This is a genomic window from Filibacter tadaridae (genome assembly GCF_900609045.1).
Lineage (GTDB): Bacteria > Bacillota > Bacilli > Bacillales_A > Planococcaceae > Sporosarcina > Sporosarcina tadaridae.
Genome location: NZ_UXAV01000044.1, coordinates 284,151 through 307,475, shown reverse-complemented (window position 1 = coordinate 307,475; position 23,325 = coordinate 284,151). Strand labels below are relative to the sequence as shown.

25 protein-coding genes, 1 riboswitch and 1 other annotated feature are annotated in these 23,325 nt (G+C 41.6%); of the genes, 19 read left to right on the top strand and 6 right to left on the bottom strand.

Translation table 11 applies throughout. The annotated features are described in order from the left end of the window. The first annotated feature begins 805 nt into the window (after positions 1-805). The 10 genes from ltrA to FILTAD_RS14525 all read left to right on the top strand — a co-directional run bounded on the left by ltrA (position 806) and on the right by FILTAD_RS14525 (position 8,672). Entirely contained in the window at positions 806-2,602 is a 1,797-nt protein-coding gene (gene ltrA / locus FILTAD_RS14570) for a group II intron reverse transcriptase/maturase (RefSeq protein WP_124071689.1), read from the top strand. Between the two features lie 623 nt (positions 2,603-3,225). Continuing rightward, positions 3,226-4,197 carry an MBL fold metallo-hydrolase gene (locus FILTAD_RS14565; RefSeq protein ID WP_124071688.1) on the top strand — a complete coding sequence of 324 codons (972 nt, stop codon included), beginning with the start codon at positions 3,226-3,228 and terminating at the stop codon, positions 4,195-4,197. Positions 4,198-4,231: 34 nt separating this feature from the next. Beyond that, the gene (locus FILTAD_RS14560) at positions 4,232-4,609 is read left to right on the top strand and encodes a hotdog domain-containing protein (protein WP_124071687.1); all 378 of its coding nucleotides are present in this window, start codon (positions 4,232-4,234) and stop codon (positions 4,607-4,609) included. A gap of 517 nt (positions 4,610-5,126) precedes the next feature. Next, the gene (locus tag FILTAD_RS14555; RefSeq protein WP_124071686.1) at positions 5,127-5,606 is read left to right on the top strand and encodes a DUF2306 domain-containing protein; all 480 of its coding nucleotides are present in this window, start codon (positions 5,127-5,129) and stop codon (positions 5,604-5,606) included. A gap of 126 nt (positions 5,607-5,732) precedes the next feature. Next, the gene (locus tag FILTAD_RS14550; RefSeq protein WP_124071685.1) at positions 5,733-5,984 is read left to right on the top strand and encodes a hypothetical protein; all 252 of its coding nucleotides are present in this window, start codon (positions 5,733-5,735) and stop codon (positions 5,982-5,984) included. Between the two features lie 63 nt (positions 5,985-6,047). Then, a complete protein-coding gene (locus FILTAD_RS14545) occupies positions 6,048-6,362 on the top strand; it encodes a hypothetical protein (protein ID WP_124071715.1) in 315 nt (104 codons plus the stop codon). A 104-nt stretch (positions 6,363-6,466) separates the two neighbouring features. Further along, the gene (locus FILTAD_RS14540; RefSeq protein WP_124071684.1) at positions 6,467-7,138 is read left to right on the top strand and encodes an HAD family hydrolase; all 672 of its coding nucleotides are present in this window, start codon (positions 6,467-6,469) and stop codon (positions 7,136-7,138) included. Positions 7,139-7,346: 208 nt separating this feature from the next. Then, a complete protein-coding gene (locus FILTAD_RS14535) occupies positions 7,347-7,829 on the top strand; it encodes a DUF2975 domain-containing protein (RefSeq protein ID WP_124071683.1) in 483 nt (160 codons plus the stop codon). A 9-nt stretch (positions 7,830-7,838) separates the two neighbouring features. Continuing rightward, a complete protein-coding gene (locus FILTAD_RS14530) occupies positions 7,839-8,060 on the top strand; it encodes a helix-turn-helix domain-containing protein (protein ID WP_124071682.1) in 222 nt (73 codons plus the stop codon). A gap of 90 nt (positions 8,061-8,150) precedes the next feature. Then, positions 8,151-8,672: a GrpB family protein gene (locus tag FILTAD_RS14525; RefSeq protein ID WP_124071681.1), complete on the top strand. Its 522-nt coding sequence runs from the start codon at positions 8,151-8,153 to the stop codon at positions 8,670-8,672. A 129-nt stretch (positions 8,673-8,801) separates the two neighbouring features. Here FILTAD_RS14525 and FILTAD_RS14520 read toward each other — a convergent pair whose 3' ends face one another. From FILTAD_RS14520 to FILTAD_RS14505, 4 genes are all read right to left on the bottom strand, one after another. Continuing rightward, positions 8,802-9,347 (bottom strand): DUF488 domain-containing protein, encoded by a 546-nt coding sequence (locus FILTAD_RS14520; RefSeq protein WP_124071680.1) that lies wholly within the window; start codon positions 9,345-9,347, stop codon positions 8,802-8,804. 262 nt (positions 9,348-9,609) lie between these two features. Then, positions 9,610-10,251: a queuosine precursor transporter gene (locus FILTAD_RS14515; protein ID WP_124071679.1), complete on the bottom strand. Its 642-nt coding sequence runs from the start codon at positions 10,249-10,251 to the stop codon at positions 9,610-9,612. A 15-nt stretch (positions 10,252-10,266) separates the two neighbouring features. Next, positions 10,267-10,764, bottom strand: a complete 498-nt coding sequence (gene queF, locus FILTAD_RS14510) for a preQ(1) synthase (protein WP_124071678.1) — start codon at positions 10,762-10,764, stop codon at positions 10,267-10,269. Between the two features lie 86 nt (positions 10,765-10,850). Beyond that, positions 10,851-10,894, bottom strand: a riboswitch (PreQ1 riboswitch). A gap of 220 nt (positions 10,895-11,114) precedes the next feature. Next, positions 11,115-12,281 (bottom strand): MFS transporter, encoded by a 1,167-nt coding sequence (locus FILTAD_RS14505; RefSeq protein WP_124071677.1) that lies wholly within the window; start codon positions 12,279-12,281, stop codon positions 11,115-11,117. Positions 12,282-12,439: 158 nt separating this feature from the next. On the opposite strand from FILTAD_RS14505, the gene FILTAD_RS14500 reads away from it, so the two are divergent. From FILTAD_RS14500 to FILTAD_RS14485, 4 genes are all read left to right on the top strand, one after another. After that, a complete protein-coding gene (locus FILTAD_RS14500) occupies positions 12,440-13,423 on the top strand; it encodes a diaminopimelate dehydrogenase (protein WP_124071676.1) in 984 nt (327 codons plus the stop codon). A 120-nt stretch (positions 13,424-13,543) separates the two neighbouring features. After that, positions 13,544-14,632, top strand: coding sequence for a M42 family metallopeptidase (locus tag FILTAD_RS14495; RefSeq protein WP_124071675.1), 1,089 nt, complete (start codon positions 13,544-13,546; stop codon positions 14,630-14,632). Positions 14,633-14,772: 140 nt separating this feature from the next. Continuing rightward, entirely contained in the window at positions 14,773-15,735 is a 963-nt protein-coding gene (gene argF, locus FILTAD_RS14490) for an ornithine carbamoyltransferase (RefSeq protein ID WP_124071674.1), read from the top strand. A 160-nt stretch (positions 15,736-15,895) separates the two neighbouring features. Next, complete coding sequence (locus FILTAD_RS14485; RefSeq protein WP_124071673.1) at positions 15,896-16,348, top strand: small multi-drug export protein; 453 nt, start codon at positions 15,896-15,898, stop codon at positions 16,346-16,348. A gap of 67 nt (positions 16,349-16,415) precedes the next feature. Here the strand turns inward: FILTAD_RS14485 and sspI are convergent, their stop codons facing one another. Then, positions 16,416-16,628 (bottom strand): small acid-soluble spore protein SspI, encoded by a 213-nt coding sequence (gene sspI, locus FILTAD_RS14480; RefSeq protein WP_124071672.1) that lies wholly within the window; start codon positions 16,626-16,628, stop codon positions 16,416-16,418. A 91-nt stretch (positions 16,629-16,719) separates the two neighbouring features. Between sspI and FILTAD_RS14475 the strand changes: the two genes are divergently transcribed. From FILTAD_RS14475 to pheT, 3 genes are all read left to right on the top strand, one after another. Further along, positions 16,720-17,484: a TrmH family RNA methyltransferase gene (locus FILTAD_RS14475; RefSeq protein WP_124071671.1), complete on the top strand. Its 765-nt coding sequence runs from the start codon at positions 16,720-16,722 to the stop codon at positions 17,482-17,484. A 60-nt stretch (positions 17,485-17,544) separates the two neighbouring features. Next, positions 17,545-17,775: a binding site (T-box leader), on the top strand. A 41-nt stretch (positions 17,776-17,816) separates the two neighbouring features. Continuing rightward, positions 17,817-18,854 (top strand): phenylalanine--tRNA ligase subunit alpha, encoded by a 1,038-nt coding sequence (pheS, locus tag FILTAD_RS14470; RefSeq protein ID WP_124071670.1) that lies wholly within the window; start codon positions 17,817-17,819, stop codon positions 18,852-18,854. A gap of 13 nt (positions 18,855-18,867) precedes the next feature. Further along, entirely contained in the window at positions 18,868-21,279 is a 2,412-nt protein-coding gene (pheT, locus tag FILTAD_RS14465) for a phenylalanine--tRNA ligase subunit beta (RefSeq protein ID WP_124071669.1), read from the top strand. Positions 21,280-21,435: 156 nt separating this feature from the next. Here the strand turns inward: pheT and rnhC are convergent, their stop codons facing one another. Beyond that, complete coding sequence (gene rnhC, locus FILTAD_RS14460; RefSeq protein WP_124071668.1) at positions 21,436-22,371, bottom strand: ribonuclease HIII; 936 nt, start codon at positions 22,369-22,371, stop codon at positions 21,436-21,438. A gap of 89 nt (positions 22,372-22,460) precedes the next feature. Here rnhC and zapA point away from each other — a divergent pair, with 89 nt between their 5' ends. Both zapA and FILTAD_RS14450 read left to right on the top strand, forming a co-directional pair. Then, positions 22,461-22,721, top strand: coding sequence for a cell division protein ZapA (gene zapA, locus FILTAD_RS14455; protein ID WP_124071667.1), 261 nt, complete (start codon positions 22,461-22,463; stop codon positions 22,719-22,721). Between the two features lie 9 nt (positions 22,722-22,730). Further along, positions 22,731-23,270, top strand: a complete 540-nt coding sequence (locus FILTAD_RS14450; RefSeq protein ID WP_124071666.1) for a CvpA family protein — start codon at positions 22,731-22,733, stop codon at positions 23,268-23,270. Positions 23,271-23,325: the final 55 nt, after the last annotated feature.

Genomic DNA, 23,325 nt, shown 5'->3' with positions numbered 1-23,325 from the left:
TGAAGTTAGATGGAGCGCGGAATGCGGGGAAACTTGCACGTTCCGTGTTGAGCAGGGGAAAAGCTGGAGATTGCTTCAAACGCTTACCTATTGCTGACGCGCGACAAGTTCTGTGATAAATGCCTTTTGGCATGAAAACACAGGAGATTTATAAAATAAATTTCAACTTTACAACGGAGGATAGGAATGATGAAACCACGTTTTCAGAAACTATCCCATTGAGACTCCTGCGTGCTTCATGAATGACAGTTCATTTGGTACGAAGCTCAGGTAAAGTCGGCAGAAGGAAGACTAGAGCCACTCTTATAGAGAAGGTATGTTAACTGATATGCCGGATGGCTGAAAAACTAGATACGGTGAGAATGTTCCACTCTAAAGGAACTGACAAACTTCCGAATGTACGGGTCTAAAGATTGAACATAGTGTAAAGCTATGGCCCATCATACGATGGGGCGAGTGGTGTAAAGTAAAATTGCGCCCTCTGAAATATGCTATACCGAACAATGGCGGTATCAAGCTCGCAGGCTTACAGGAAGCACCTACGTTTAGAAAGGATAGCTACGTTGTAAGGGACTTGGGAAGCAAGAGACGTTGAAATGAGGACTGTCATCCGCAGCGTTTGCTATAAGGCTAATGCCAAAAAGCACTTGCTCTTGTGAAGGTAGGGGTACGACCTAGGAATCTTCTGTAATGGAAGTGGATGAACAGCCCCAAGTCTAACGAAATAGAACGATTATTTTCTTCACGTGAATGACACCGATCGGGTAGGAATGTGGGAACATCACTCGTCAGGAGGGATGCCACAGTGTCAACTTTGAGATATTGGGATTACTACAATATGACGGAAACCTTCACGGATTTACATGAAAAAGCCAGTAATAAGGATACGTTCAATAATCTTTACGACATCATCGTATCGAGGGAAAACATTCTTTTGGCTTTTAGAACAATCAAATCGAATAAAGGTTCCAAAACACCAGGTACAGATGGCAAAACCATCAATGACATCAAAGAGCTTTCGGAAAATGAATTGGTGAAAACCATACAAACAAAACTGGAAAACTATCGACCCAAGAAAGTCAGAAGAAAATGGATTGAAAAGGAAAGTGGCGGACTAAGACCACTTGGAATTCCATGTATTCTCGACCGGATTATCCAACAATGTTTTAAACAAGTTCTTGAGCCTATTGCAGAAGCTCAATTTTACAATCACAGCTACGGTTTTAGACCGTTAAGGTCTACGCATCATGCTATGGCAAGAGTACAATACCTCATCAACCAAGCACAGTTGCACTATGTTGTGGATATCGATATTAAGAGTTTCTTTGATAATGTAAATCACACACTTCTCATCAAACAATTATGGAATTTGGGCATCCATGATAGAAAAGTACTTACTTGCATATCTAAAATGCTGAAAGCCGAAATTGACACAGAAGGTGTACCGTCTAAAGGTGTTCCACAGGGCGGGCTATTATCAACTCTATTATCGAACATAGTATTAAACGACTTAGACCAATGGGTAGCTGGCCAATGGGAACTTTTCCCTCTCTCGAAAGACTTTAAATCCAGAGGTGGGGAAACGCTTGCCAAGAAACGTACAAATCTCAAAGAAGGATATCTCGTCCGCTATGCGGATGATTTTAAAATCCTCTGTCGAGATGGGAAAACGGCTCAAAAGTGGTACCATGCGGTCAAGCAGTACCTCAAGGAACGGTTACATCTAGATATTTCACCGGAAAAATCGCAAATTGTTAATTTGCGAAAGCGGGAATCTGAATTCTTGGGCTTTACAATCAAAGCGAATGCAAAGAGAAACAAAAGAGTTGCCCATACGGGCATTAAAAAGAAGAAACAAGAGAAATTAAAAGAACAGGCTAAACTTCATATCCAAAGGATAAAGAAATCGCCTACCACTCAAAATGCATTACGTTTCAACAGTTTTGTTTTAGGTATTCACAATTACTTTAACCGAGCTACTCATGTCAACCTGGAGTTCTCACGTCTCGCCTATGAATTAAAAGCCTTTCTGTATAACCGCCTTCGTCCTGTAGGAAAATATGGACATCCAATTAATCCCAGCTCGGCATATAAAAAGTTCTATAGCACGAGAGTGAAAACGTTCAAAATCGCAGGAGTTCACTTATTCCCGATTGGTGATGTTAGAACTGTAAATGCCATGAACTTTAGCCGCAAGCTTTCTCTTTATACGGTGGAAGGCAGAAAGAGAATTTACGATAAATTAAAGCCGAATGTCAGTTTAGAAATCAGCGGATTAATGAAAGCAAAGCTTCCAGATAGAACGGTTGAATATATGGATAACCGCATTAGCCGTTTCAGTATGAAAATGGGTAAATGCGAAATCACAGGTTGGAGTTTAACCGCTCACGAAGTTCACTGCCATCATTATACACCGGCACATCTTGGAGGAACGGACAAGTTCAATAACTTAAGAGTTCTCCATAAAGATATACACCGACTGGTACATCGTAAAAATACAGAAATTATCTCGTCAGAGATACAGAAATTCGGTTTAACTGCTTCAATGATAAAGAAACTAAACCAATACCGAATGGAATGTGGGCTTGAAACGGTAGATTAATCTCACGTCTAATAGTAACGAAGAACTTATAGTCTAGTATATATCGATAGATGGACCGCGAAGTGCGGGGAAACTCGCATGCTTCGTGCGGAGCAGGGGAAAAACTGGCGATAACTTCAAAGGTTTACCTATTGCAAACGATTGTTGCATAATTTTTATCGGGAAAGGATCGGAAATAACTACTTTTTTTTCTGGCGTCAGAAATTATTGTTAGATGAAATCAAATTCTGAACTTTGATTTTTTTACTTTTATGAATCTCATTTTTTCTTCTCCAATTTCCTACAATCTAGTTACTGGATTAACAGCGGTTTAATTTGTCTGTCAACCCAATTGTTAAAACCAATGCTATTTCTTAACGAACGTTTAAGTATAGTCATTTAAAAGATGCTGATTCATACGAGAATAAGTTGCCTTTTTCGTACTCTGATTTGGAGTTTTCACCACTTAACTGAACGGGTTACGCCTATGAAGCGTTGCTTTTCTTATATACAAATCTGGTAGATATGAAAAAATGTACTAAGCCAACAGTAGTTGCGATTCAAAGAGAGTGAATAATAGTTTTACTTAAGGTAATCTGAAATTATTAGATCTTATAATTATCGAATTTGAGGTGGGATGGCCTGTGAAAGAATCCAGTATTATTTTCTTTGAAAGAACATTTCCAAGCGCAAACATAATCCTTATTAAGGATCAATTTCCTATCCTTATTGACACGGGTTTTGGCAGTGAAGCGGAGGATACAGAGCGATTAATTAAAGAAGAAGGCGTTTCACCAGAAGACCTACACCTTATTGTGAATACGCACTATCATAGTGACCATGTAGGAGGCAATTTTCATTTTCAAAAAAAGTATGGTGTACCGATTGCTGCCCATAGATGGGAAGCCGATTTAATAAATTCTTGTGACTCCGAGGCTTGTGGGGCGGAATGGTTAGATCAGCCTGTGGAACCTTATCAAGTCGATACAAAACTCTCGGATAACGATGAGATACATACGGGAAGTAGAACCTTGCAAGTCTTGCACACACCGGGACACACGTTAGGGCATATTTCTCTATACGAACCTGAAGAAGAGGTATTAATATGCGGGGATATCTTTCACAAAAATGATATCGGATGGTTAAATATCTTTCGGGAGGGTGTTTCATCTATCCAACGATCTATGGAAAGTCTGGATCGGTTGTCCACGCTACCGATGCAACGGGCCTATTCCGGACATGGACCCCAAATAGAAAATCCCCTTGCTTCTATTGATGCGGCAAGAGGGCGGTTTGAAAAGTGGTTGGGTAAGCCGGAAAAAGTTTCTTGGCATGCTTGCAAGAGGATTTTTTCATTCACGTTAATTATTAAGAATGGCTTGGCAAAAGAAGAAATCGGTAACTACTTGCTAACATGTGGTTGGTTCAATGATTTTGCGCGCTATTCTTTCCAGATTCAGCCAGAAGAGTTTATTCAAATCCTGCTCGATGAAATGATTCGTTCCGGAGCGGCGAGCTGGCATAATGATCATTTAATCGCCGCCGCTCCATATCAAGCACCACAAGGGAAATGGATGAATATGAACATCAAACCTAAAAATTGGGAGTTTCAATAATTCCTTACATAATTAATAGATGGAGGAGATTTTAATGACATTAAAAGTAGGAGATTTAATTACGTTCGAACGGTCATTTACTTTAAGGGATGTTGAATTATTTATAGAGATTTCAGGTGACGAGGGGATTCATCATATTACCCCGGATGAACAGGGAAGACTTGTAGTTCAAGGTTTATTAACGGCAACACTACCAACAAAAGTAGGTGGGGATAATAACGTATTGGCCCGTAATATGAATTTCGAGTTTTTAAGACCAGTGTTTACAGGAGATACAATAATTTGTGAAGTTAAAATTGAAAAATACGAAAGGCAAGAAAATAATAGAACAGCTATTATTGCATCTTTTTTCTGCGGAAATCAGAATGGGAAAGAAGTATTAAAAGGGAATTTTTCAGGTGTGATTCTTTAAACTTTTTATGAACATCAACAATGGAATTGGATTGTTGATGTTCATAAAAGAAAATGTCATTGCACCTATTCAGTAATAGCGTTGGATTGTAAAGTAAGAGAAGGAGTTTTTATGCGGATTTTAAATGTTGAAATAATTGCCGTTACCTTTTTAAGAGAGCTGAAAAGGTAATGGGGAATAACGCTACTAACGAATTCTGGAATGACTATTCGTGGAGGTATTTATTTACGATAGACTCAGGAAGCGAGGAGATGAAGAAGATAATTGGTGCTTTCAGCAAACTGAAAAATGCTTAAATGCTTTTGATGAATACGATTTTGGAGAATATATAGATACTGATTTTATAAGTGTCAATACAGTTGTTGATACTATAAAGCAAAAGGTTAACTCTTTTTCCTTCATGCAAAACTAAACATTCTTTTGCATGAACAGGTGCGCTTGCAGAATACATATGCGTCATAATTGGACGAGATTGTTGAATACAATCTATTCTAAGAAGAGAGGGGATAGGAAGTCTATGACCGTATTTGGTTTCTTTTTAACGTTACACATCACTTTCGGGACATTATGTTTAATCGTTGGTTTGATTGCAGCTTTTTCGAAAAAACAACGCGGGTGGCATACATTTCTGGGAGAGTTGTATCACGGATCTTATGTTGTGGTCTTTATTTCAGCGGTCGTCACATCAGTGATGCACTGGCAAGAGTCTGCTTATTTGTTTTTCATCGCATTTTTTTCTTATGGGCTGGCGTTATACGGTTACCAAGCAAGAAAAAGACGTTCGCATAACTGGTTGCCTAAGCATATCGGTGGCATGTTAGGATCCTATATTGGGATTGTCACAGCTGTGCTTATTGTGAATGTATCCGATATTCCAATCCTAAATGAATTTCCAACCCTAATCTTTTGGTTTTTACCGACAGCGATTGGCACACCGATTATTATTGCGGTTAGCAGGCGAATTAAAACTCGTTCTTCTCAACCACAGATTGATTAATCCCTAATCGGGCGTTTTCCTTGAAAAAGAAGGCATTCATTTTCATCGACTAATAAGAAACGGTTTTTCGAATTAATGAATTAGTATAGAATAATAAAAAATGGCAATAAGAAAGGGGAGGCATTAATGGTACCCATATCGATAGAAGCTTTTGTGAAAAAGCATTGCAAAAATAATCCGGGCGAAAATCCGAATCAGTTAAGAGAAAACTTAAAACAGGCAGTTAAAGATAAGAAAAATGGAGAAACGTGCTCCAACTGCGGTCAGGAAATCTGGGCGATTGGCAGTGCGGTTACCTACCAAGGATGTTTTTCGTGTTTAACTGGGGAAGCAGATTCCTCGGAAGACTATGAAATCATTGAGGTCTGTTGGTCATAGATGCTATTTATAATTGCTTTTGGCTATAATTCTTAGTTGGGAAATACAAAGGAGGGACTAGATATAATTGGTTTGCTTAATCTTGGTAGCCTCGTGCTTGGACTAATTGCTTGGATACTTCCTGTTGTTAGCCTCAAGAGATATGGGGAAAGTGACCATAGGAAATGGGTCGCTCTTTCTGTTATGAGCATCAGTGCTTGTGCTATTTCGCTATGTCTCCAGATTTTCTATACTTATCATTTGGTAAAGATTGAGGATTGGTCTGCCCTTATGGACACAACGGGTGCTGTGGCGTCCGTCGCTGCAGTTCTGCTTATCGTTACTATCCTATTAAATGCAATTACGCTGATTGTATACCGTGACAGAACAGCGAAGTAGAGTTCATACAGATTCATTTAATACAATAGGGAATGATTAGATGACTCTGTCTTTATGTCAAAGTTTAGAAGTTATTCAGCAACGGAATAAAGGGAGCGAAGACAATGTTACAATCACTGATTTTTGATATGGATGGAACTTTATTTCAAACGGATAGAATCTTGGAATTATCACTTGATGATACTTTTAACCATTTACGATCATTAAATAAATGGGATACAGTAACCCCAATTGATAAGTACCGTGAAATTATGGGTGTACCTTTACCGAAAGTCTGGGAAACTTTGTTACCTACTCATTCGAATGAAGTAAGAGAACAAACGGATGCTTATTTTTTGGAAAGATTAGTTAAAAATATAAAAAGCGGGAAAGGTGCTTTATATCCAAACGTAAAGGAGACTTTCAGTTATTTGAAAGAGAATAATTGTTCGATTTATATAGCGAGTAATGGGTTAACGGAATATTTAAAAGCGATTGTGAGTTATTATGACTTGGATAACTGGGTTACTGAAACATTTAGTATTCAACAAATCCAAACGTTCGATAAAGGAGATTTAGTTGAAAGAATCATAAAAAAGTATGATATAAAAAAGGCGGCAGTAGTCGGGGATCGTCTTTCTGATATTAATGCGGCTAAAGACAATGGGTTAATTGCGGTAGGCTGTAATTTTGATTTTGCCCAAGAAGATGAACTCGCTCAAGCCGATTTTGTAATAGATGATTTAATTGAGCTAAAAACAATAGTACCCGAAATGAAAAACGGCTTATTGAACTAACGAATGGGTTAGTAGAACAAGTTGTAAATTGAACAGTTTAAATTCAAGAAGCATTTCTCTCTAATGAAAAGTGCTTTTTGTCTTTTTCTTAAATTAAAAGGATATTCATATAACGATAATAATACAATGGGAAAAGATATAAATTTATTGTTAATCGATAAACCATGTGCTAAAATCTTATTAACAATAAATAAGTGAGGTGTTTTTTATGAAACAAGGTTCAACACTGTTTTTAAAGGCAGCTGTTTTTCTTATTGGAACTCCAGTTTTGGCTTTATGTATATTTGGGTTGCCTATGTTGGCTAAAGAAGCAGCAGAAAGTAATTCGGTGTTTGTTTATGTACTATATGGCATTTTAATAATTATGTATGTGTCGGCGATACCGTTTTTCGTTGCATTGTACCAGGCTTTTAAACTTTTAATTTATATTGACAAGAACAAAGCGTTCTCAGAAATATCCGTAAAGTCTTTAAAAAACATAAAATACTGTGCAATCACAATCAGTGGCTTGTATGTGGCTGGTATGCCATTCTTCTATATCTTTGCGGAGTTTGATGATGCCCCGGGTGTCATATTGGTTGGAATGCTCTTTATTTTTGCTCCAATGGTTATCGCAGTCTTTGCCGCTGTTCTCCAAAGGCTTTTGCAAGAAGCCATTACTATAAAATCGGAAAATGATTTAACGGTCTGAGGTGAAAAAATGTCGATTATAATCAATATTGATGTGATGTTGGCTAAAAGGAAAATGAGCGTTACAGAACTTTCGGAGAGCGTTGGAATAACAATGGCAAATATTTCGATACTGAAGAATGGAAAGGCAAAAGCGATTCGCTTATCAACTTTGGAGGCGGTTTGTAAGGCTTTAGAATGTCAGCCTGGAGATATTTTAGAATACAAAAGTGATGAAGACACTTTAGGATAATAAGTATATAAAACAAATAAATTCAACTAACGGATAATATATAGAAGTAAGGAAAACCGACTCATTGGACAACGGAAAGAGTGGTTTTGAATGAGAAAAGTTGAAGTTAAGCCTTTTAACGTGCAATGGTTTTCAATGTTTGAAGAAGAAGCAAATAAATTACATGCGATTTTCGATCACCAAATCATTGAAATCCACCACATTGGCAGTACGTCTGTGAACGGTCTAAAAGCAAAACCTATCATTGACATAATGCCTGTAGTTAGAGATATTAATCGGATTGATGAGTTAAACAAAGCGATGGTAACCATTGGCTATGAACCAAAGGGCGAAAATGGGATATCTGAACGCAGATATTTCCAAAAAGGAGGGGAAAATCGAACTCACCATGTCCATGTTTATGAATCGGGTAATCCCGAAGTTGAACGTCATCTTGCATTTCGGGATTATTTGCGGGTATATCCAGATATAGCAAAAAAGTATGGAGACTTAAAAGAGGAACTGTCCCAATTCTTCCCCTATGACATTGAATCGTACATAAAAGGAAAAGAACAATTAGCACAGGAGATTGAAAATAAGGCAGTAGCTTGGTATCTAGATTCAAGAGTGTGATTAGGTTATTTCATTAAACGGGATGCATTAGTTGAGGTACTAAACATTTTCAAAATAAAAAGCATCGGTGTTATAACCGATGCTTTTTTGGTCGTTGAAAAAAGTGTTATTGTTAATATTCTTTTATCTTTAGTTGGGATAGACGACCGTGCCATCTTCACGTAAAACAGGGGGCGCACCCCATTTACCGGGCTCATGTTCTATGATTTCCGTTACACCTTTTGCGCCGTCCACGATATGTTTGACAGTCCAGCCGTTCAATGAAAGCCAATTACTAATCAGTAACCGGTGACAACGGGCTGGATGCCGCTCCGAACAACAATAAGCAACAGATTGATTGGCTGCAAGGTCTTTTAATTGTCGCAATCCCTTCTGAAAGTCATCTTCTAAAGTATAATCCGCATAATTATGGAACGATCGGTTCTCCCATGCATCATTGACTTCATTATCGACTGTCTTTGATTTATTTCTTCTTCCGCCGAGTTCTACGATATGTGTATAATCGATGCCGGCTTCGGGTAACCAGATTTGCATTCGGTCTTTATGGAAATGGGGAAACTTCCGACTTCCTGGGAAAGACCGTACGTCAACAAGTGTATCTATTTTTGCATCGTTCAATAATGTTAGAAATTCTTCTTCGGTATGCGTTGAATGACCAACTGTGAAAATAGTCATGAAAAACCCCTCCTCTTTTGTTTATTCCACAAAAGGGAGGGGGTTAAACCGCGTTATATAGTTGGAACTTAATAAATAGAAGGCTCTTCCAACGCCGCTGCGTCGCTTGGTGATGGCCTTACACAATAAGCCCGCCAGAAAGATCATTGTCGGTCTCATTGCTTCGGCTCACACTCGTCGCTCCTTCGCTAGATTTGTTCATTATACTGATGAGGTATCTACTTAATTAATTCTAATTAAATAGTGCCGAATATATACAGTTTTAAACCTGCACAGGAATAGTAGATTGTGTTTCTTTTCGCGCAATCTTTCTGCAAATCGCGACGAGGAGATAAACGATAGGCGTATCAATTATTGCCACGACGAACTTGAATACATACTGTGTTGCGATAAGTGTTAGGAGTGCACCAAAAGGCATAACCCCATAAAATGCAATCGTCACGAAAATGATTGTGTCGACGAGCTGACTTGTCATTGTTGAAGCGTTGTTCCGGATCCATAGCTTTTTATCGCCATGGCGTTTCTTCAATTTGTCGAATATCGTGACGTCAAGATTTTGACTGACAAGATACGCGGCCAAACTTGCAATCGTTACACGGAAACCAGCCGTGAATATCGTTTCGAAAGATTGTTGGTCATCGTAAAATGGCGCCGCCGGTAATTGAATGGCAATCCATATGAAAATGACCGCGCAAAGTTGTGTGACAAACCCCGCAATAACGGTTTTTCGGGCAGCCTCTTTTCCGTAAGTCTCAGTAATGACGTCAAGAATGGGATACGTACAAACGTAAACGACTGCCGCCGCAGGAAGGACAATCCAATCCCCGATACTGATTAGCTTCACTGCTAAAATATTCGATAAAATTAATAACCCGACGAAAAGTCCATTCAAATAGTAAAGCATATTTTCATTACCCCCTTATCGGTTATCGATTTTTTCAGGATATAGATCATGATTCATAAGACGGTGATCTGCCATCTGTTCGAACTTCGTGCCGGGTTGTCCGTAATTGCAATACGGATCAATCGACAAGCCGCCGCGCGGAGTGAATTTCCCCCATACTTCGATGTAGCGAGGATCAAGTAACTCGATTAAATCATTCATGATGATATTCACGCAGTCTTCATGAAAATCGCCATGGTTGCGAAAACTGAACAAATACAATTTCAATGCCTTACTTTCTACCAACTTTTTGTCGGGAATGAAACTGATATACATCGTCGCAAAATCCGGTTGACCTGTTTGCGGACAAAGTGATGTGAACTCGGGACAATTGAATTTTACAAAGTAATCCCGGTTCATATGTAAGTTGTCGATGGCTTCCAATACATCCGGACTGTACTCGAATAAGTACTTCGTGTTCTGATTGCCGAGTAAAGTTAAATCAGTCAATGTTGCTTCGTCTCTTCCAGTCAATAAAAAAACCTCCCAGTAATGTTGTCAGGGAGGTCCATAAACGACAAAAATAAAAGCCATGTCGAATGGACATGGCGTAGAATCCGTCATCCATAGTTTTTTAAAGAGGGTCGCTATGAACCTCTCCCGAACGGGGTATTCAATTCGTCTTTGACAATCAATCGCGCCTCGGCGTGATTGCGTCCAGATTTTGAATTGAGCTTGCTCAATTGATTCCCTTCAAAATCTGTGACATCCGCCGGAGGCTTTGGGCCAACAGGACGTTGGTCACTCAGACATTGCCGCAGGACGCGGCGTTCTTAGTCTGAGATCCCCTATTCAGTAGGGGTTTGAACCCCTACTGAATCAAGTTAAACGAGTTTAGAAGATTTGTCAATAGACGTCTTTTTGCGCATGCCTAGTAATGTATACAGTGCGACAACAAGTAGGATCATTCCTGTCAGTATAAATGCTTCCTGATAATCAAGATTCAGAGCGCCAATAACGAATGAACCGGCAACAACGCCTATGGAGAAGAATGCATAGAAATAGCCGTATGCTTTGCCGCGGAATTCAGCGGAAGACGAGTCAATTAGCAACGAATTGATGGACGGGAACAGGAACGCAAATCCTACACCGTAAATAGCCATCGCAATATACAAGAAATTCAATTCCTCAACTTGACTTAGAAGGAGCATGCTGAATCCCATAAGCGAAATGCCGAATGCCAGTGTAACAATCGGACGTACACGGTCGAAAATGCGATTGATCGGCAAAAGGAAAATCAGAATGGCGACAACGCCGAAAGTACTGAGTAAAAGGCCTGTCGTTTTAGTATCAAAACCCAATGACTCAATCTTTAGTGGCAGCACAAGTGCCAAAACACCTTGCGAAAACATTAGGAAGAATGCACCCGCGAAAGCCCTTACCATACCGGGATGTTGGAAAAGAAACTTGACTTTAAACCGGCTTGCGCTTCCTGATGAATGTTTCCTGACGTATGTAAATGATCGAAGAACAAAAAAGGCAAGAAAAGCGAGTACAAGCATGATTCCGCCGTTAACTGCCATGATGAACGGTGTTGTTGTTTTGGTCGCTATGATACCGCTATAAGCAGGGCCCAGTATCGCAGCTAGTCCAACAAAGGCTCCCGAAATCGCTACACTTCGACCTCGTTTGGATTCTTCGGCACGATTAGCCAAGAACGTAAATGCCGCAGGGACAATTAACCCTTCCATGAACCCATGGACAAATCGAACGCCGAGTAACGAAAACGGCCCCTCTGCAAATGAATACAGAAACAACGATAGCCCAGATGCAAAAAGTCCAATCATAAGTATGATGAAAGGGCCTTTACGATCTGTTAAGAATCCCGAAATAATATTACCGATTGTATTGGAAAACGAATACATTCCAACCGCGAGACCAATGAGAAATGGGGTTGCACCAAGTGATTGTGCAAACGGGCTCATAATCGGCAATTGAGAAAATAAATCGAAGAACGAGAAAAAGACGATAAGGTAAACAAAAAAGCGCATATGAAAGCCTCATTTCAGTTAAAGTACATCAATCTATACTTTACCATTGTTTGCAATGGCATGAAAAGAACAGTCTGTGAACATTCGAAAATGTTGGTAATTTGTTCAATTAACCGCTAAAGTTATGACTAGTAAGAATTCGAATGGGGGATTTATAAATGAGTAAAATTAGAATAGGTATAGCAGGATACGGCAATCTTGGACGAGGCGTCGAATCCGCTATCAGTCAAAACGAAGACATGGAACTAGTCGGCGTATTCACGAGAAGAAGTCCAGAAAACGTGCAACTACTCAGTAACAATGTACTAGTTCATAAAATGGATGCGATAACTGATTTTGCCGATAAAATTGATGTGCTTATCCTTTGTGGAGGGTCAAAAAACGACTTGCCGGAACAAGGACCAGCACTCGCAGCACATTTCAATACCGTGGATAGTTTCGATACACATGCAAAGATTCCAGGCTATTTTGAAACAGTCGATGCTGCTGCAAAGCCAAATGGTAAAACTGCAATTATTTCGGTCGGCTGGGATCCAGGGTTATTTTCAATTAATCGTCTATTTGGAGAAGCGGTTCTTGCCGAAGGTGCGACCTATACGTTTTGGGGTAAAGGGCTAAGCCAAGGGCATTCCGATGCTGTTAGACGAATTGAAGGCGTGAAAGGTGCAGTCCAGTATACAATACCTGCCCCTGACGCAGTGGGACGTGTGCGCAGCGGAGAAGTGCCTGAACTATCCACCCGTGAAAAACATACACGTGAATGCTATGTCGTTTTAGAAGATGGAGCGGATGCAAAAGAAGTGGAACAGGCAATCGTCACGATGCCGGATTACTTTTCAGAGTATGATACGGCCGTGCATTTCATTACAGAAGCAGAATTAAAGCAAAATCACGCTGCAATGCCACATGGCGGATTCGTCATCAGAAGTGGCAAGACCGGCGAAGGAAATGCACAAGTGATGGAGTATTCATTGAACCTGGGCAGCAACCCCGAATTTACTTCAAGCGTCCTTGTCGCCTATGCGCGTGCGGCATATCGGTTGAATAAAGACGGTCAGACAGGAGCAAAAACGGTATTTGATATTGCACCTGGATTACTTTCCCCGAAAAGTGCAGCTCAATTACGAAAAGAATTACTCTAATTCATCGAATGAATGAAAGTACCGTTTTGCCAGTGTCTTTTTAAATCCGAAATGTTTTGATAATAGCTGAATTATCGCATATACTACTTGTTGTAGGACTTACTTAGGAGGTCGAAATAGTTGAAGAAACTAGATGAAGCTTTAACAATGCTAAAAGAACTTACAGACGCAAAAGGAATTCCCGGCAACGAACGTGAACCGCGCGACGTTATGAAAAAGTACATAGAGCCGTATGCGGATGAAATCGAACAAGATGGACTTGGCTCACTGATTGCTAAAAAAACAGGTGAAGAAAACGGACCAAGAATCATGGTCGCGGGACACCTTGACGAAGTCGGTTTCATGATATCTAAAATTGACGATAAAGGATTCCTTTCTTTCCAAACAGTTGGCGGATGGTGGTCGCAAGTCATGCTGGCACAACGCGTAACGATTGTGACACGCAAAGGGGACACAGTAACAGGTGTTATTGGGTCGAAACCGCCACATATCCTATCGCCGGAAGCGCGTAAAAAACCAGTGGATATTAAAGATATGTTCATCGATATCGGTGCGACTTCAAAAGAAGAAGCAAAGAGCTGGGGCGTTTTGCCAGGGGATATGGTTGTCCCTTATTTTGAATTCACAGTCATGAATAATGAAAAATACCTACTTGCAAAAGCGTGGGACAACCGTATCGGCTGTGCAATTGCAATTGACGTCATGAAAGCGCTAAAAGACGAAAAACACCCGAATGTCGTATTCAGCGTAGGAGCGGCACAGGAAGAAGTCGGCTTGCGCGGTTCAGGTACAGCTGCAACTAAAATCAAACCGGATATCGGCTTCGCAGTTGATGTCGGCATCGCGGGGGACACACCGGGCGTTACTTCCAAAGAAGCGATGGGCGTCATGGGTGACGGTCCACAAATTCTTCTTTACGATGCTTCCATGGTTGCACATAAAGGCTTGCGCGACTTCGTTGTCGATACTGCTGAAGAACATGGTATTCCGTATCAGTTTGAAACGATTCCGGGCGGCGGAACGGATGCAGGTTCCATCCACCGTGCGAATAATGGCGTGCCATCCCTCGCGATTTGTATCGCAACTCGTTATATTCATTCGCATGCAGGTATCTTGCATCGTGATGATTACGAAAATACGGTGAAACTGATTGTGGAAGTCATTAAGAAATTAGATCGCGATACAGTGCATAAGATTACATTCGAATAAGTGCGCGAAAAGACACCTAAGCCATTCAAACGGTTTAGGTGTTTTTTATTTCAAACAATTTATAAAAATACACTTGACTTAATAAATATACATACATATAATTAGCTATACAAACAAAAAAGTGGATGGGGGATGACTGTATGGTAAAGGTCGGAGTTGCTGAAACAGATATTGCGCAGGGGTTGAAAGGGAGAGACTTGCTGACACTTTTAGATTATACAAGTGGCGAACTAACGTATTTGTTGGATAAAGCATTGCAAATGAAAAAGGCGACGGCAGAAGGGAATCTACCACCCCTATTAGCCGGGAAAACGCTTGGCATGATATTTGAAAAGCATTCGACCCGTACCCGTATCTCATTTGAAGTTGGTATGATCCATCTTGGCGGTCATGCAATGTTCATGAATGCAAGAGATCTACAAATCGGTCGTGGGGAATCGATTTATGATACAGGACATGTACTTTCGGAGTATTTGGATGGTGTGATGATTCGCGCAAATTCACATGAAATGGTAAAAGAGTTGGCAACGCATACAACAGTTCCAGTTATCAACGGCCTAACAGATATTTTTCACCCTTGTCAGGCATTGGCCGATCTGTTGACAATCAAGGAAGTGAAGGGTTCACTAGCTGGTTTAAAACTTGCGTATGTCGGTGACGGCAATAATGTGGCACATTCACTGGTGATTGCGGCGGCACATATGGGCATGAAAGTAGCAGTGGCGACGCCAGTAGGATTCGAGTTCAATCCGAATCTTCTTGTGAAAGCGAAAGCGATTGCGTCTCAAAACGGCGGCAGTGTTTACGAAACGACCAATCCGATTGAAGCGGTGTCCGATGCCGATGTAGTGTATACGGACGTTTGGGCGAGTATGGGGCAAGAACAGGAAGCGCAAGCCCGTTTAAAAGCCTTCAAAGCGTTTCAAATCAATGATAAGTTGGTTGCCCATGCGAAGAAGGATTATCTGTTTTTACATTGCTTGCCTGCTCATCGGGAAGAAGAAGTCGCAACTTCCGTCATCGATGGACCGAATTCATATGTTTTTCAACAAGCGGGAAATCGACTCCATGCACAAAAAGCAGTTCTTGCTTCCCTATTGTAATTTAATAAAATAGTTGAATAGAACGCAATACCAGTCTGGGTTTATAAACCTAGGCTTTTTTGTTGAATTAATCAGTGCATAGTATTCGGTATGAATGATAGACTGTCGATAGTGAAATGTTTTTACCTTGAAATACATAATTTTCGCAGGAGGAATCATAATGTTCGAATACTTGTTAGTGTTTCTTGGGGCAGCAATTCCCGCATTGGAAATTGCGCTTGTTATCCCATTGGGAATCATTAGAGGATTATCACCCGTTTTAGTTATGCTTCTCGCCTTTTTGGGCAATATGCTGACAGTCTTGATATTAATTTTTGCCTTCCAAAAAGTGAAAGATTGGATGGCATCAAGAAAACGGAAAAAGGGAAAGGAAAAATCGAAAAGAACGGAACGGGGTAAACGGATTTGGAATAAATACGGGATGCCTGGACTTGCATTACTTGGACCTATTCTCATCGGCACACATATCGCAGCATTTTTGGGGTTGTTATTGGGTGCTAGTAAAGTGAATACAATGATATGGATGATGATAAGCATTGGTTTATGGACGCTTGTATTTGGGATTGTAACTGCAACGGGCTTTGACTTTTTCACCCGTAATGTTGAGTTTTAAAAAAGAAAGCTGCTCCATGTGTCTCAGGAGCAACTTTCTACGGACCTATTAATGCTTTGTAGCATATTTAGCTTGCGGCGAATGATTGTGCCAATTCACCGACCATTTTCGACTTTTCCTGTTCGCCTGAGCTATTCCACAGTTTCTCGAAGAATACGCCTAGTCCAGGCAATAGATGTTCCTCGCCGCGTTTGATGGCGTCTTCTACAACGCCGCGGATATCTTCCGCCGAGTTATTCGTCATGTTCGTTGTAATGGCATCCCTGATTTGAAAATTCATTTTATCAACCTCCTATCTTCATGTTGTACACATTTATCGCCAACTATACCGTCTTTTGATACACTGAAAAGAAAAAGGGGGGAATGAAACTATGAAACGCATTGAATCACCACAAAACGCACTCGTAAAACATTGGAAAAAACTCGTTACCACGCGGAAAGAACGCGATAAGTCGGAAGAATTCGTTGTAGAAGGTTTCCATTTGGTTGAAGAGGCGTTGAAACAAAAGGATGCGGTTCTTGCATTAATTGTTAGCGATGGTGTTGAAATTCCGAAAGAGTGGTCTATTGAAGGTATACATATCGTTGAAGTGAATCAGATAGTTGCACGAGAAATTGCAGAAACAGAGCAGTCGCAAGGTGTTTTTGCACATTGTCGCCAACCGGAACATGCTGAAGAAACGTTCGCTTCCTATAAAAAAGTATTACTGGTCGATGCAGTCCAAGATCCCGGTAATGTAGGGACGATGATCCGCACAGCAGATGCTGCCGGCATGGACGCGGTCATTCTTGGCAAAGGCTCCGCGGACCCCTACAATCCGAAAACGGTACGGTCTGCGCAAGGGTCCCATTTCAACATCCCGGTTGTAAAAGGAGATTTATTCGAATGGGTCAATCGAGTCAAAGAAGCAAATGGATTGGTAATCGGAACGGGATTGCAAAACGCAGTGAATCATTCGACTATCGAACCACAGGCGCAATTTGCCCTTATTGTTGGAAATGAAGGTAGTGGTGTCGATCCTGAGCTTCTTAAGCTGACAGACAAAACAGTTAAGATTCCGATGTACGGAAAAGCAGAATCTTTGAACGTGGCGGTTGCTACGGGCATTCTGCTGTATGCGTATTCCGTAAAATAAGCTGGTACAGTGTTGATGAATTCATTTCATTCGGGTATACTAGGCATTAATTGCAAGAAATAAAAAGCATTGACCGGGAAAAGTAGATAACACACGAACCCATAGGGAGTCTGCGCCTTGACTGAAAGCGCGGGTAGGTAAGTGTCTATTGAAGTTCACCCCGCGAGCTGTCGCCAGGACCAGTGTTAACTGTAAAGGTGTACCGGCTACGGACCGTTAATCCGATTTGAGAGATCATGCATTCGTGCGTGATAATCAGGGTGGTACCGCGAAATCGTCCTCGTCCCTTTTCCAGGGGCGGGGTTTTTTTATTTGGAAAGGAGAGATTTGTAATGGAACAGCAGTTGAAAGAGTTGAAAGAACGTGCACTTGAGCAAATTAAAGAAGCAGGAACGTTGAAAGAGTTGAACGAAGTCCGTGTCGCTTATTTAGGGAAAAAGGGTCCCATCACAGATTTATTGAAAGGGATGGGGAAATTACCTGCCGACGAACGTCCGAAAATGGGGGCACTTGTTAACGTCATTCGAGAAACGGTAACGGAGGTTCTTGAAGAAAGACTGGTAAAACTTGAAGAACAAGCGATCAATGAACAGCTTGAGAAAGAAACGATTGACGTCACATTACCTGGCCGCCCAGCACGTACAGGGAATCATCATCCAATTACGCGCGTCGTTGAAGAAATCGAAGACTTCTTCATCAGCATGGGGTTTGAAATTGCAGAAGGACCCGAAGTGGAAAAAGATTACTACAACTTCGAAGCGTTGAACTTGCCGAAAGGCCATCCTGCGCGTGATATGCAAGACTCATTCTACATATCAGAAGATATTTTACTGCGTACACATACTTCACCCGTCCAGGCACGGACAATGGAAGCGAAAGGCGGAGAGCCAATCAAAATCATTTGTCCCGGAAAAGTGTATCGCCGTGATAATGATGACGCAACACATTCTCATCAGTTCACGCAAATTGAAGGACTCGTCATCGGGGAAGATATCCGAATGAGTGACCTAAAAGGCACATTGTCTTTATTCGCGAAAAAAATGTTCGGGGATGAACGTGAAATTCGTCTGCGTCCAAGCTTTTTCCCGTTCACTGAACCATCCGTTGAAATGGATATCTCTTGTTTTAATTGTGGCGGGGATGGCTGTAATGTTTGTAAAAAGACAGGCTGGATCGAAATTTTGGGCGCAGGTATGGTACATCCGAACGTTTTGAAAATGGCGGGCTACGATCCGACTGTCGTTTCAGGGTTTGCCTTCGGTATGGGGCCTGAACGAATTGCAATGTTGAAATATGGTGTGGAAGATATCCGTCATTTCTATACAAATGACGTACGGTTCGTATCACAATTCCACCGGACGGAAGCCTAAGGAGGGGTCTAGTATGTTAGTATCTACGAAGTGGTTAAATGAGTATGTCAATATAGAGGGCATCAAGCCCGAGGATTTAGCTGAACAAATCACACGTTCAGGAATTGAAGTTGATTCAATTATCGATCGATCTCAAGGCATTACAAACGTTGTGGTTGGCTATGTAAAAGAATGTGTGAAGCATCCTGAAGCAGACAAGTTGAATATCTGTCAAGTGGATGTAGGTGAAGAAACGACCCAGATTATTTGTGGTGCAGCGAATATTGCAGCAGGCCAAAAAGTAGTTGTCGCACGTCCAGGGGCCGTTCTTCCAGGCGGCATGAAAATCAAAAAAGCGAAACTACGTGGTGAGGAATCGAACGGTATGATTTGCTCGCTTCAAGAGCTTGCGGTTGAAGGGAAACTTGTAGCGAAAAAGTATGCAGAAGGTATTTATGTCTTGCCGGAAACTGCAGTTCCAGGTGAAGATGCCTTGGCATTACTTGGACTTGACGACATTGTTCTTGAATTCGATTTAACACCGAACCGTTCAGACGCACTTAGCATGTTAGGTGTTGCATATGAAGTGGGTGCGATTTTATCACAAGGCGTAAAGCTGCCGGAAATAAGCTATCCGGAATCGACGGAAAAAGCGGAAGACATGCTGAAACTTCGCATCGATGCAAAAGAAGACAATCCCATGTATGTAGCCAAAGTCGTGAAGAATGTAAAAGTCGGCGAGTCTCCATTATGGCTTCAAAATCGGTTGATGGCAGCAGGAGTACGTCCGCATAATAACGTCGTCGACATTACGAACTATGTCTTGATGGAGTATGGTCAGCCGCTTCACGCTTTTGACCTCGATAGAATTGGCACGGGACAAATTACCGTCCGTCTTGCAGAAGAAGGCGAACAACTTACAACACTCGATAACGTCGAGCGCACTTTGCACCCGCATCAGCTAGTCATTACAAACGACAAAGAGTCGATTGCGCTTGCAGGTGTTATGGGTGGATTGAATACGGAAGTGCATGAAGGAACGACGACGGTTGTCATCGAATCAGCCTATTTTGCACCCGCATCTGTTCGTCGTACATCAAGGGAACTTGGGTTGCGTAGTGATGCAAGCACGCGTTTCGAAAAAGGCGTAGATCCGAATCGGGTAGCTGCAGCTGCAGAACGTGCTGCGCAACTGATGTCCGAAATTGCAGGCGGAGAAGTGTTGGCCGGTTCAGTAACAGTTGACGAGCTGGATAAGACGCCTAAGCGTATTTTACTATCGCCGGACACTATCAATAACCATTTGGGTATGAAAATTTCACTTGAAGAAATGCTGTCTATTCTGGACCGTTTGCAGATTAAAACGGAAGCGGTAAACGGTAAACTTGTTATCGATGCCCCTACACGCAGACAGGATCTGAATATCGAAGAGGATATCATAGAAGAAATTGCACGGATGCACGGTTATGACACTATTCCGATGACACTACCCGTTACAGAGTCAACGCCGGGCGGTTTGACACCTTACCAAGCAAAACGTCGTACGGTAAGGGCCTTCCTCGAAGGCGCCGGATTATATCAGGCACTAACGTATTCATTGACGTCAAAAGAGCAAGCGCAAGCGTATGCATTGGAAACCGCGCCTGTCACTGAATTGCTTATGCCAATGAGCGAAGACCGTAGCGTGCTCCGTCAAAGTCTACTACCGCATCTTTTGGAAGCGGCTACGTACAACGTGGCTCGCCGAACCGATTCGGTAGCGCTGTACGAAACAGGTTCAGTATTCCTTGGAAAAGGTGAAGATGACCTACCTAAAGAAGTCGAGCATGTCGCAGCTGTCATCACAGGCAAATGGGTTGATCATGCATGGCAAGCAGAAAAGAAAGCCGTCGATTTCTTCGTCCTAAAAGGGATTGTTGAAGGAATGATGAACAGTCTTGGTCTTTTGAAAGGCTTGACGTTCGAAAAAGCAGACGTGAAGGGAATGCATCCTGGACGTACAGCTACCATTCGTCATAACGGTGAAAACATTGGGTTAATCGGACAAGTCCATCCGTCAGAACAGAAAAAACGCGACTTGAAAAACACATTCGTTATGGAAATGAATCTAGAAAAAGTTCTTTCCATCGAAACAGAACAATTAGTTTATGTTCCAGTACCGCGTTTCCCATCCAGCTCAAGAGACATCGCACTTGTCGTATCAAGTGAAACATCCGCAGGAGCGCTTGAAAACGTTATCCGCAACGCGGGCGGTAAATTGTTGAAAGACATCAAACTGTTCGATCTGTATGAAGGGGATAATGTGGAAGACGGCAAAAAATCAGTCGCATTCTCACTGACCTATACAGACTCCGAGCGCACATTGACGGATGAAGAAGTCGTCAAAGCACACGAAAACGTATTGAACGCATTAACAACAGAGGCAGGCGCACTGCTTCGTGGATAACTGAAAAAAAGCCGCTCACGGGAAATTGATTCCGTGGGCGGCTTTTTTAATATTAAGTTTTAGACATATATTTAGCGAATGAACCATCTATATGAAACCAGCGGAGGCATCCCCAAGCGCCGAAGCGAATTCATTGGAATACCCTAATTCTTTCAGTCACTTTCTTTTTCTCATCGCAATACCTTTTGCTTTCCCAGCATTCGCAAAATGCCACTTAGTCAATGACTTCAATGCCTCTTCACCACTTTTCAATAAAATCTTAGCAGCTACTTTATCCACTTTCGGACCCGCCCCTTTTGGAAGTGTCATACCGGCGATTTTACTCATGCGGTCCATTTCTTCAAGGAACGCGACCCGCGCAATAATGGACGCGGCGGCAACCGATGCATGAAGTCCTTCCGCTTTCGTCGAAAACAACACATTCTCCCGGACGATTTCTTTTTCTGCTTTAATATGATTATAGTAAATACCGCGTTCAGCAAATTGGTCAATCAATATATAATCGGGTTTTTCGTCTCCTATTTTCCGCAGAACATGCCTCAACGCTTGATTGTGAAGAAGTGCTTTAATCTTCCCCTGCGACCATCCGCGGGCTTGTATTTCATTGTATTTATCGTTTTTTAATGTCAACACACTATACGTTAGCGTCGCTTGCAGATTAGGTGCGATTTTCCGCATAAGATCATCCGTTAGCATTTTCGAATCCTTTACACCGAGTTCTTGTATAAGTTCAACCTGATCGGCTCGGACGAAACAAGCCGCAACCGTAACGGGTCCGAAGAAATCACCCGTACCCGTTTCATCGGAGCCCAAGACAGATAGCGCCGCAAACCGCTCGGGCAGGACATCACCTTTTGCTTTCCCGACACCCGCAGCAGCTTTGTTCAGGACCTCCCCCCATAATGCAGCTTCGCGGTCCGATCCCGCCCCTTGGAACAGCACTTTACCTGATTTATACGCTGTAATGGAAGTGTCAGCCAGTTTTGCCGCAAAAACGACACCCGGTGCATTGCGTACAACTGTGGATGACTTGTAATGGTTCATCACTTTCTTCAAAACTTGTGAATCTAAAATAACGACTTGATTGCTCATAAATAACTTCCTTTCATCAACATAATTCACAACTAAATGGCTTTCATGGTATAATTATAAACATAGTTTTTACGTGGGAGGTCAGGGCATTGGCAGACGAACAGAAAACACGCATAGCAGTTGACATATACGGACAGACCTATAAAATGGTCGGTACGGAAACGAGTAGTCATATGCGGCTGGTCGCCACGATGGTCGATGATAGGATGAAAGAAATCAGTAATCACAATCCCTATCTCGACACTGCAAAAGTCGCTGTGCTTACCGCTGTAAATAGTGTACATGATTATTTGAATTTAAAAGAGAAAGTTGAACAACTGGAACAAGAATTGGCTAAGTTGAAAGGTTGACTGACGTACATGCTTGATTTACTTATACTAATCCTCCTTTTAGGGGGACTCATCACCGGTTTTAGAAGAGGACTTATTGTACAGATTATACATATGACAGGATTCATCATTGCGCTTATCGTTGCCTATAGCTATTATAAGCAACTCGCGGAAAAGTTTGCACTTTGGATACCTTATCCAGGCGTGACGGCGGAATCAAAATTGAATTTAGCGGTGGGTCAGCTAGATTTGGATGTAACGTTTGGTAGACTCATTGCGTTTGTCGCTATCTTTTTCGTCGTCAAATTCATTTTACAACTCGTTGCATCGATGTTCGACTTTTTAAAGTATTTGCCGGTATTAGGATTCGTTTCCCGCCTTGTAGGTGCAGTATTTGGATTCGTTGAGTTTTATATCCTGCTATTCTTCCTACTTTACCTGGGCGCTATGATACCGCTGGACTTTATCCAAACCGCCATGGATAAATCGCTCCTAACAAATACAATACTAGAGCATACACCCATACTGACTGAAACTGTGAAAAAATGGTGGTACATCTATACAACCTGAGTGCTTCCCCCAAGCTGGAGGGAAGCTTTTTTTTAAAGAAAGATTATGAAATGGA

What these genes read in the sequence shown, in the direction of transcription:
- FILTAD_RS14560 (WP_124071687.1), top strand. Translation starts at nt 4,232, where the DNA reads ATGACATTAAAAGTAGGAGATTTAATTACGTTCGAACGGTCATTTACT.
- FILTAD_RS14555 (WP_124071686.1), top strand. Translation starts at nt 5,127, where the DNA reads ATGACCGTATTTGGTTTCTTTTTAACGTTACACATCACTTTCGGGACA.
- FILTAD_RS14550 (WP_124071685.1), top strand. Translation starts at nt 5,733, where the DNA reads ATGGTACCCATATCGATAGAAGCTTTTGTGAAAAAGCATTGCAAAAAT.
- FILTAD_RS14540 (WP_124071684.1), top strand. Translation starts at nt 6,467, where the DNA reads ATGTTACAATCACTGATTTTTGATATGGATGGAACTTTATTTCAAACG.
- FILTAD_RS14535 (WP_124071683.1), top strand. Translation starts at nt 7,347, where the DNA reads ATGAAACAAGGTTCAACACTGTTTTTAAAGGCAGCTGTTTTTCTTATT.
- FILTAD_RS14530 (WP_124071682.1), top strand. Translation starts at nt 7,839, where the DNA reads ATGTCGATTATAATCAATATTGATGTGATGTTGGCTAAAAGGAAAATG.
- FILTAD_RS14525 (WP_124071681.1), top strand. Translation starts at nt 8,151, where the DNA reads ATGAGAAAAGTTGAAGTTAAGCCTTTTAACGTGCAATGGTTTTCAATG.
- FILTAD_RS14520 (WP_124071680.1), bottom strand. Translation starts at nt 9,347, where the DNA reads ATGACTATTTTCACAGTTGGTCATTCAACGCATACCGAAGAAGAATTT.
- FILTAD_RS14515 (WP_124071679.1), bottom strand. Translation starts at nt 10,251, where the DNA reads ATGCTTTACTATTTGAATGGACTTTTCGTCGGGTTATTAATTTTATCG.
- FILTAD_RS14505 (WP_124071677.1), bottom strand. Translation starts at nt 12,281, where the DNA reads ATGCGCTTTTTTGTTTACCTTATCGTCTTTTTCTCGTTCTTCGATTTA.
- FILTAD_RS14500 (WP_124071676.1), top strand. Translation starts at nt 12,440, where the DNA reads ATGAGTAAAATTAGAATAGGTATAGCAGGATACGGCAATCTTGGACGA.
- argF (WP_124071674.1), top strand. Translation starts at nt 14,773, where the DNA reads ATGGTAAAGGTCGGAGTTGCTGAAACAGATATTGCGCAGGGGTTGAAA.
- FILTAD_RS14485 (WP_124071673.1), top strand. Translation starts at nt 15,896, where the DNA reads ATGTTCGAATACTTGTTAGTGTTTCTTGGGGCAGCAATTCCCGCATTG.
- sspI (WP_124071672.1), bottom strand. Translation starts at nt 16,628, where the DNA reads ATGAATTTTCAAATCAGGGATGCCATTACAACGAACATGACGAATAAC.
- FILTAD_RS14475 (WP_124071671.1), top strand. Translation starts at nt 16,720, where the DNA reads ATGAAACGCATTGAATCACCACAAAACGCACTCGTAAAACATTGGAAA.
- pheS (WP_124071670.1), top strand. Translation starts at nt 17,817, where the DNA reads ATGGAACAGCAGTTGAAAGAGTTGAAAGAACGTGCACTTGAGCAAATT.
- pheT (WP_124071669.1), top strand. Translation starts at nt 18,868, where the DNA reads ATGTTAGTATCTACGAAGTGGTTAAATGAGTATGTCAATATAGAGGGC.
- rnhC (WP_124071668.1), bottom strand. Translation starts at nt 22,371, where the DNA reads ATGAGCAATCAAGTCGTTATTTTAGATTCACAAGTTTTGAAGAAAGTG.
- FILTAD_RS14450 (WP_124071666.1), top strand. Translation starts at nt 22,731, where the DNA reads ATGCTTGATTTACTTATACTAATCCTCCTTTTAGGGGGACTCATCACC.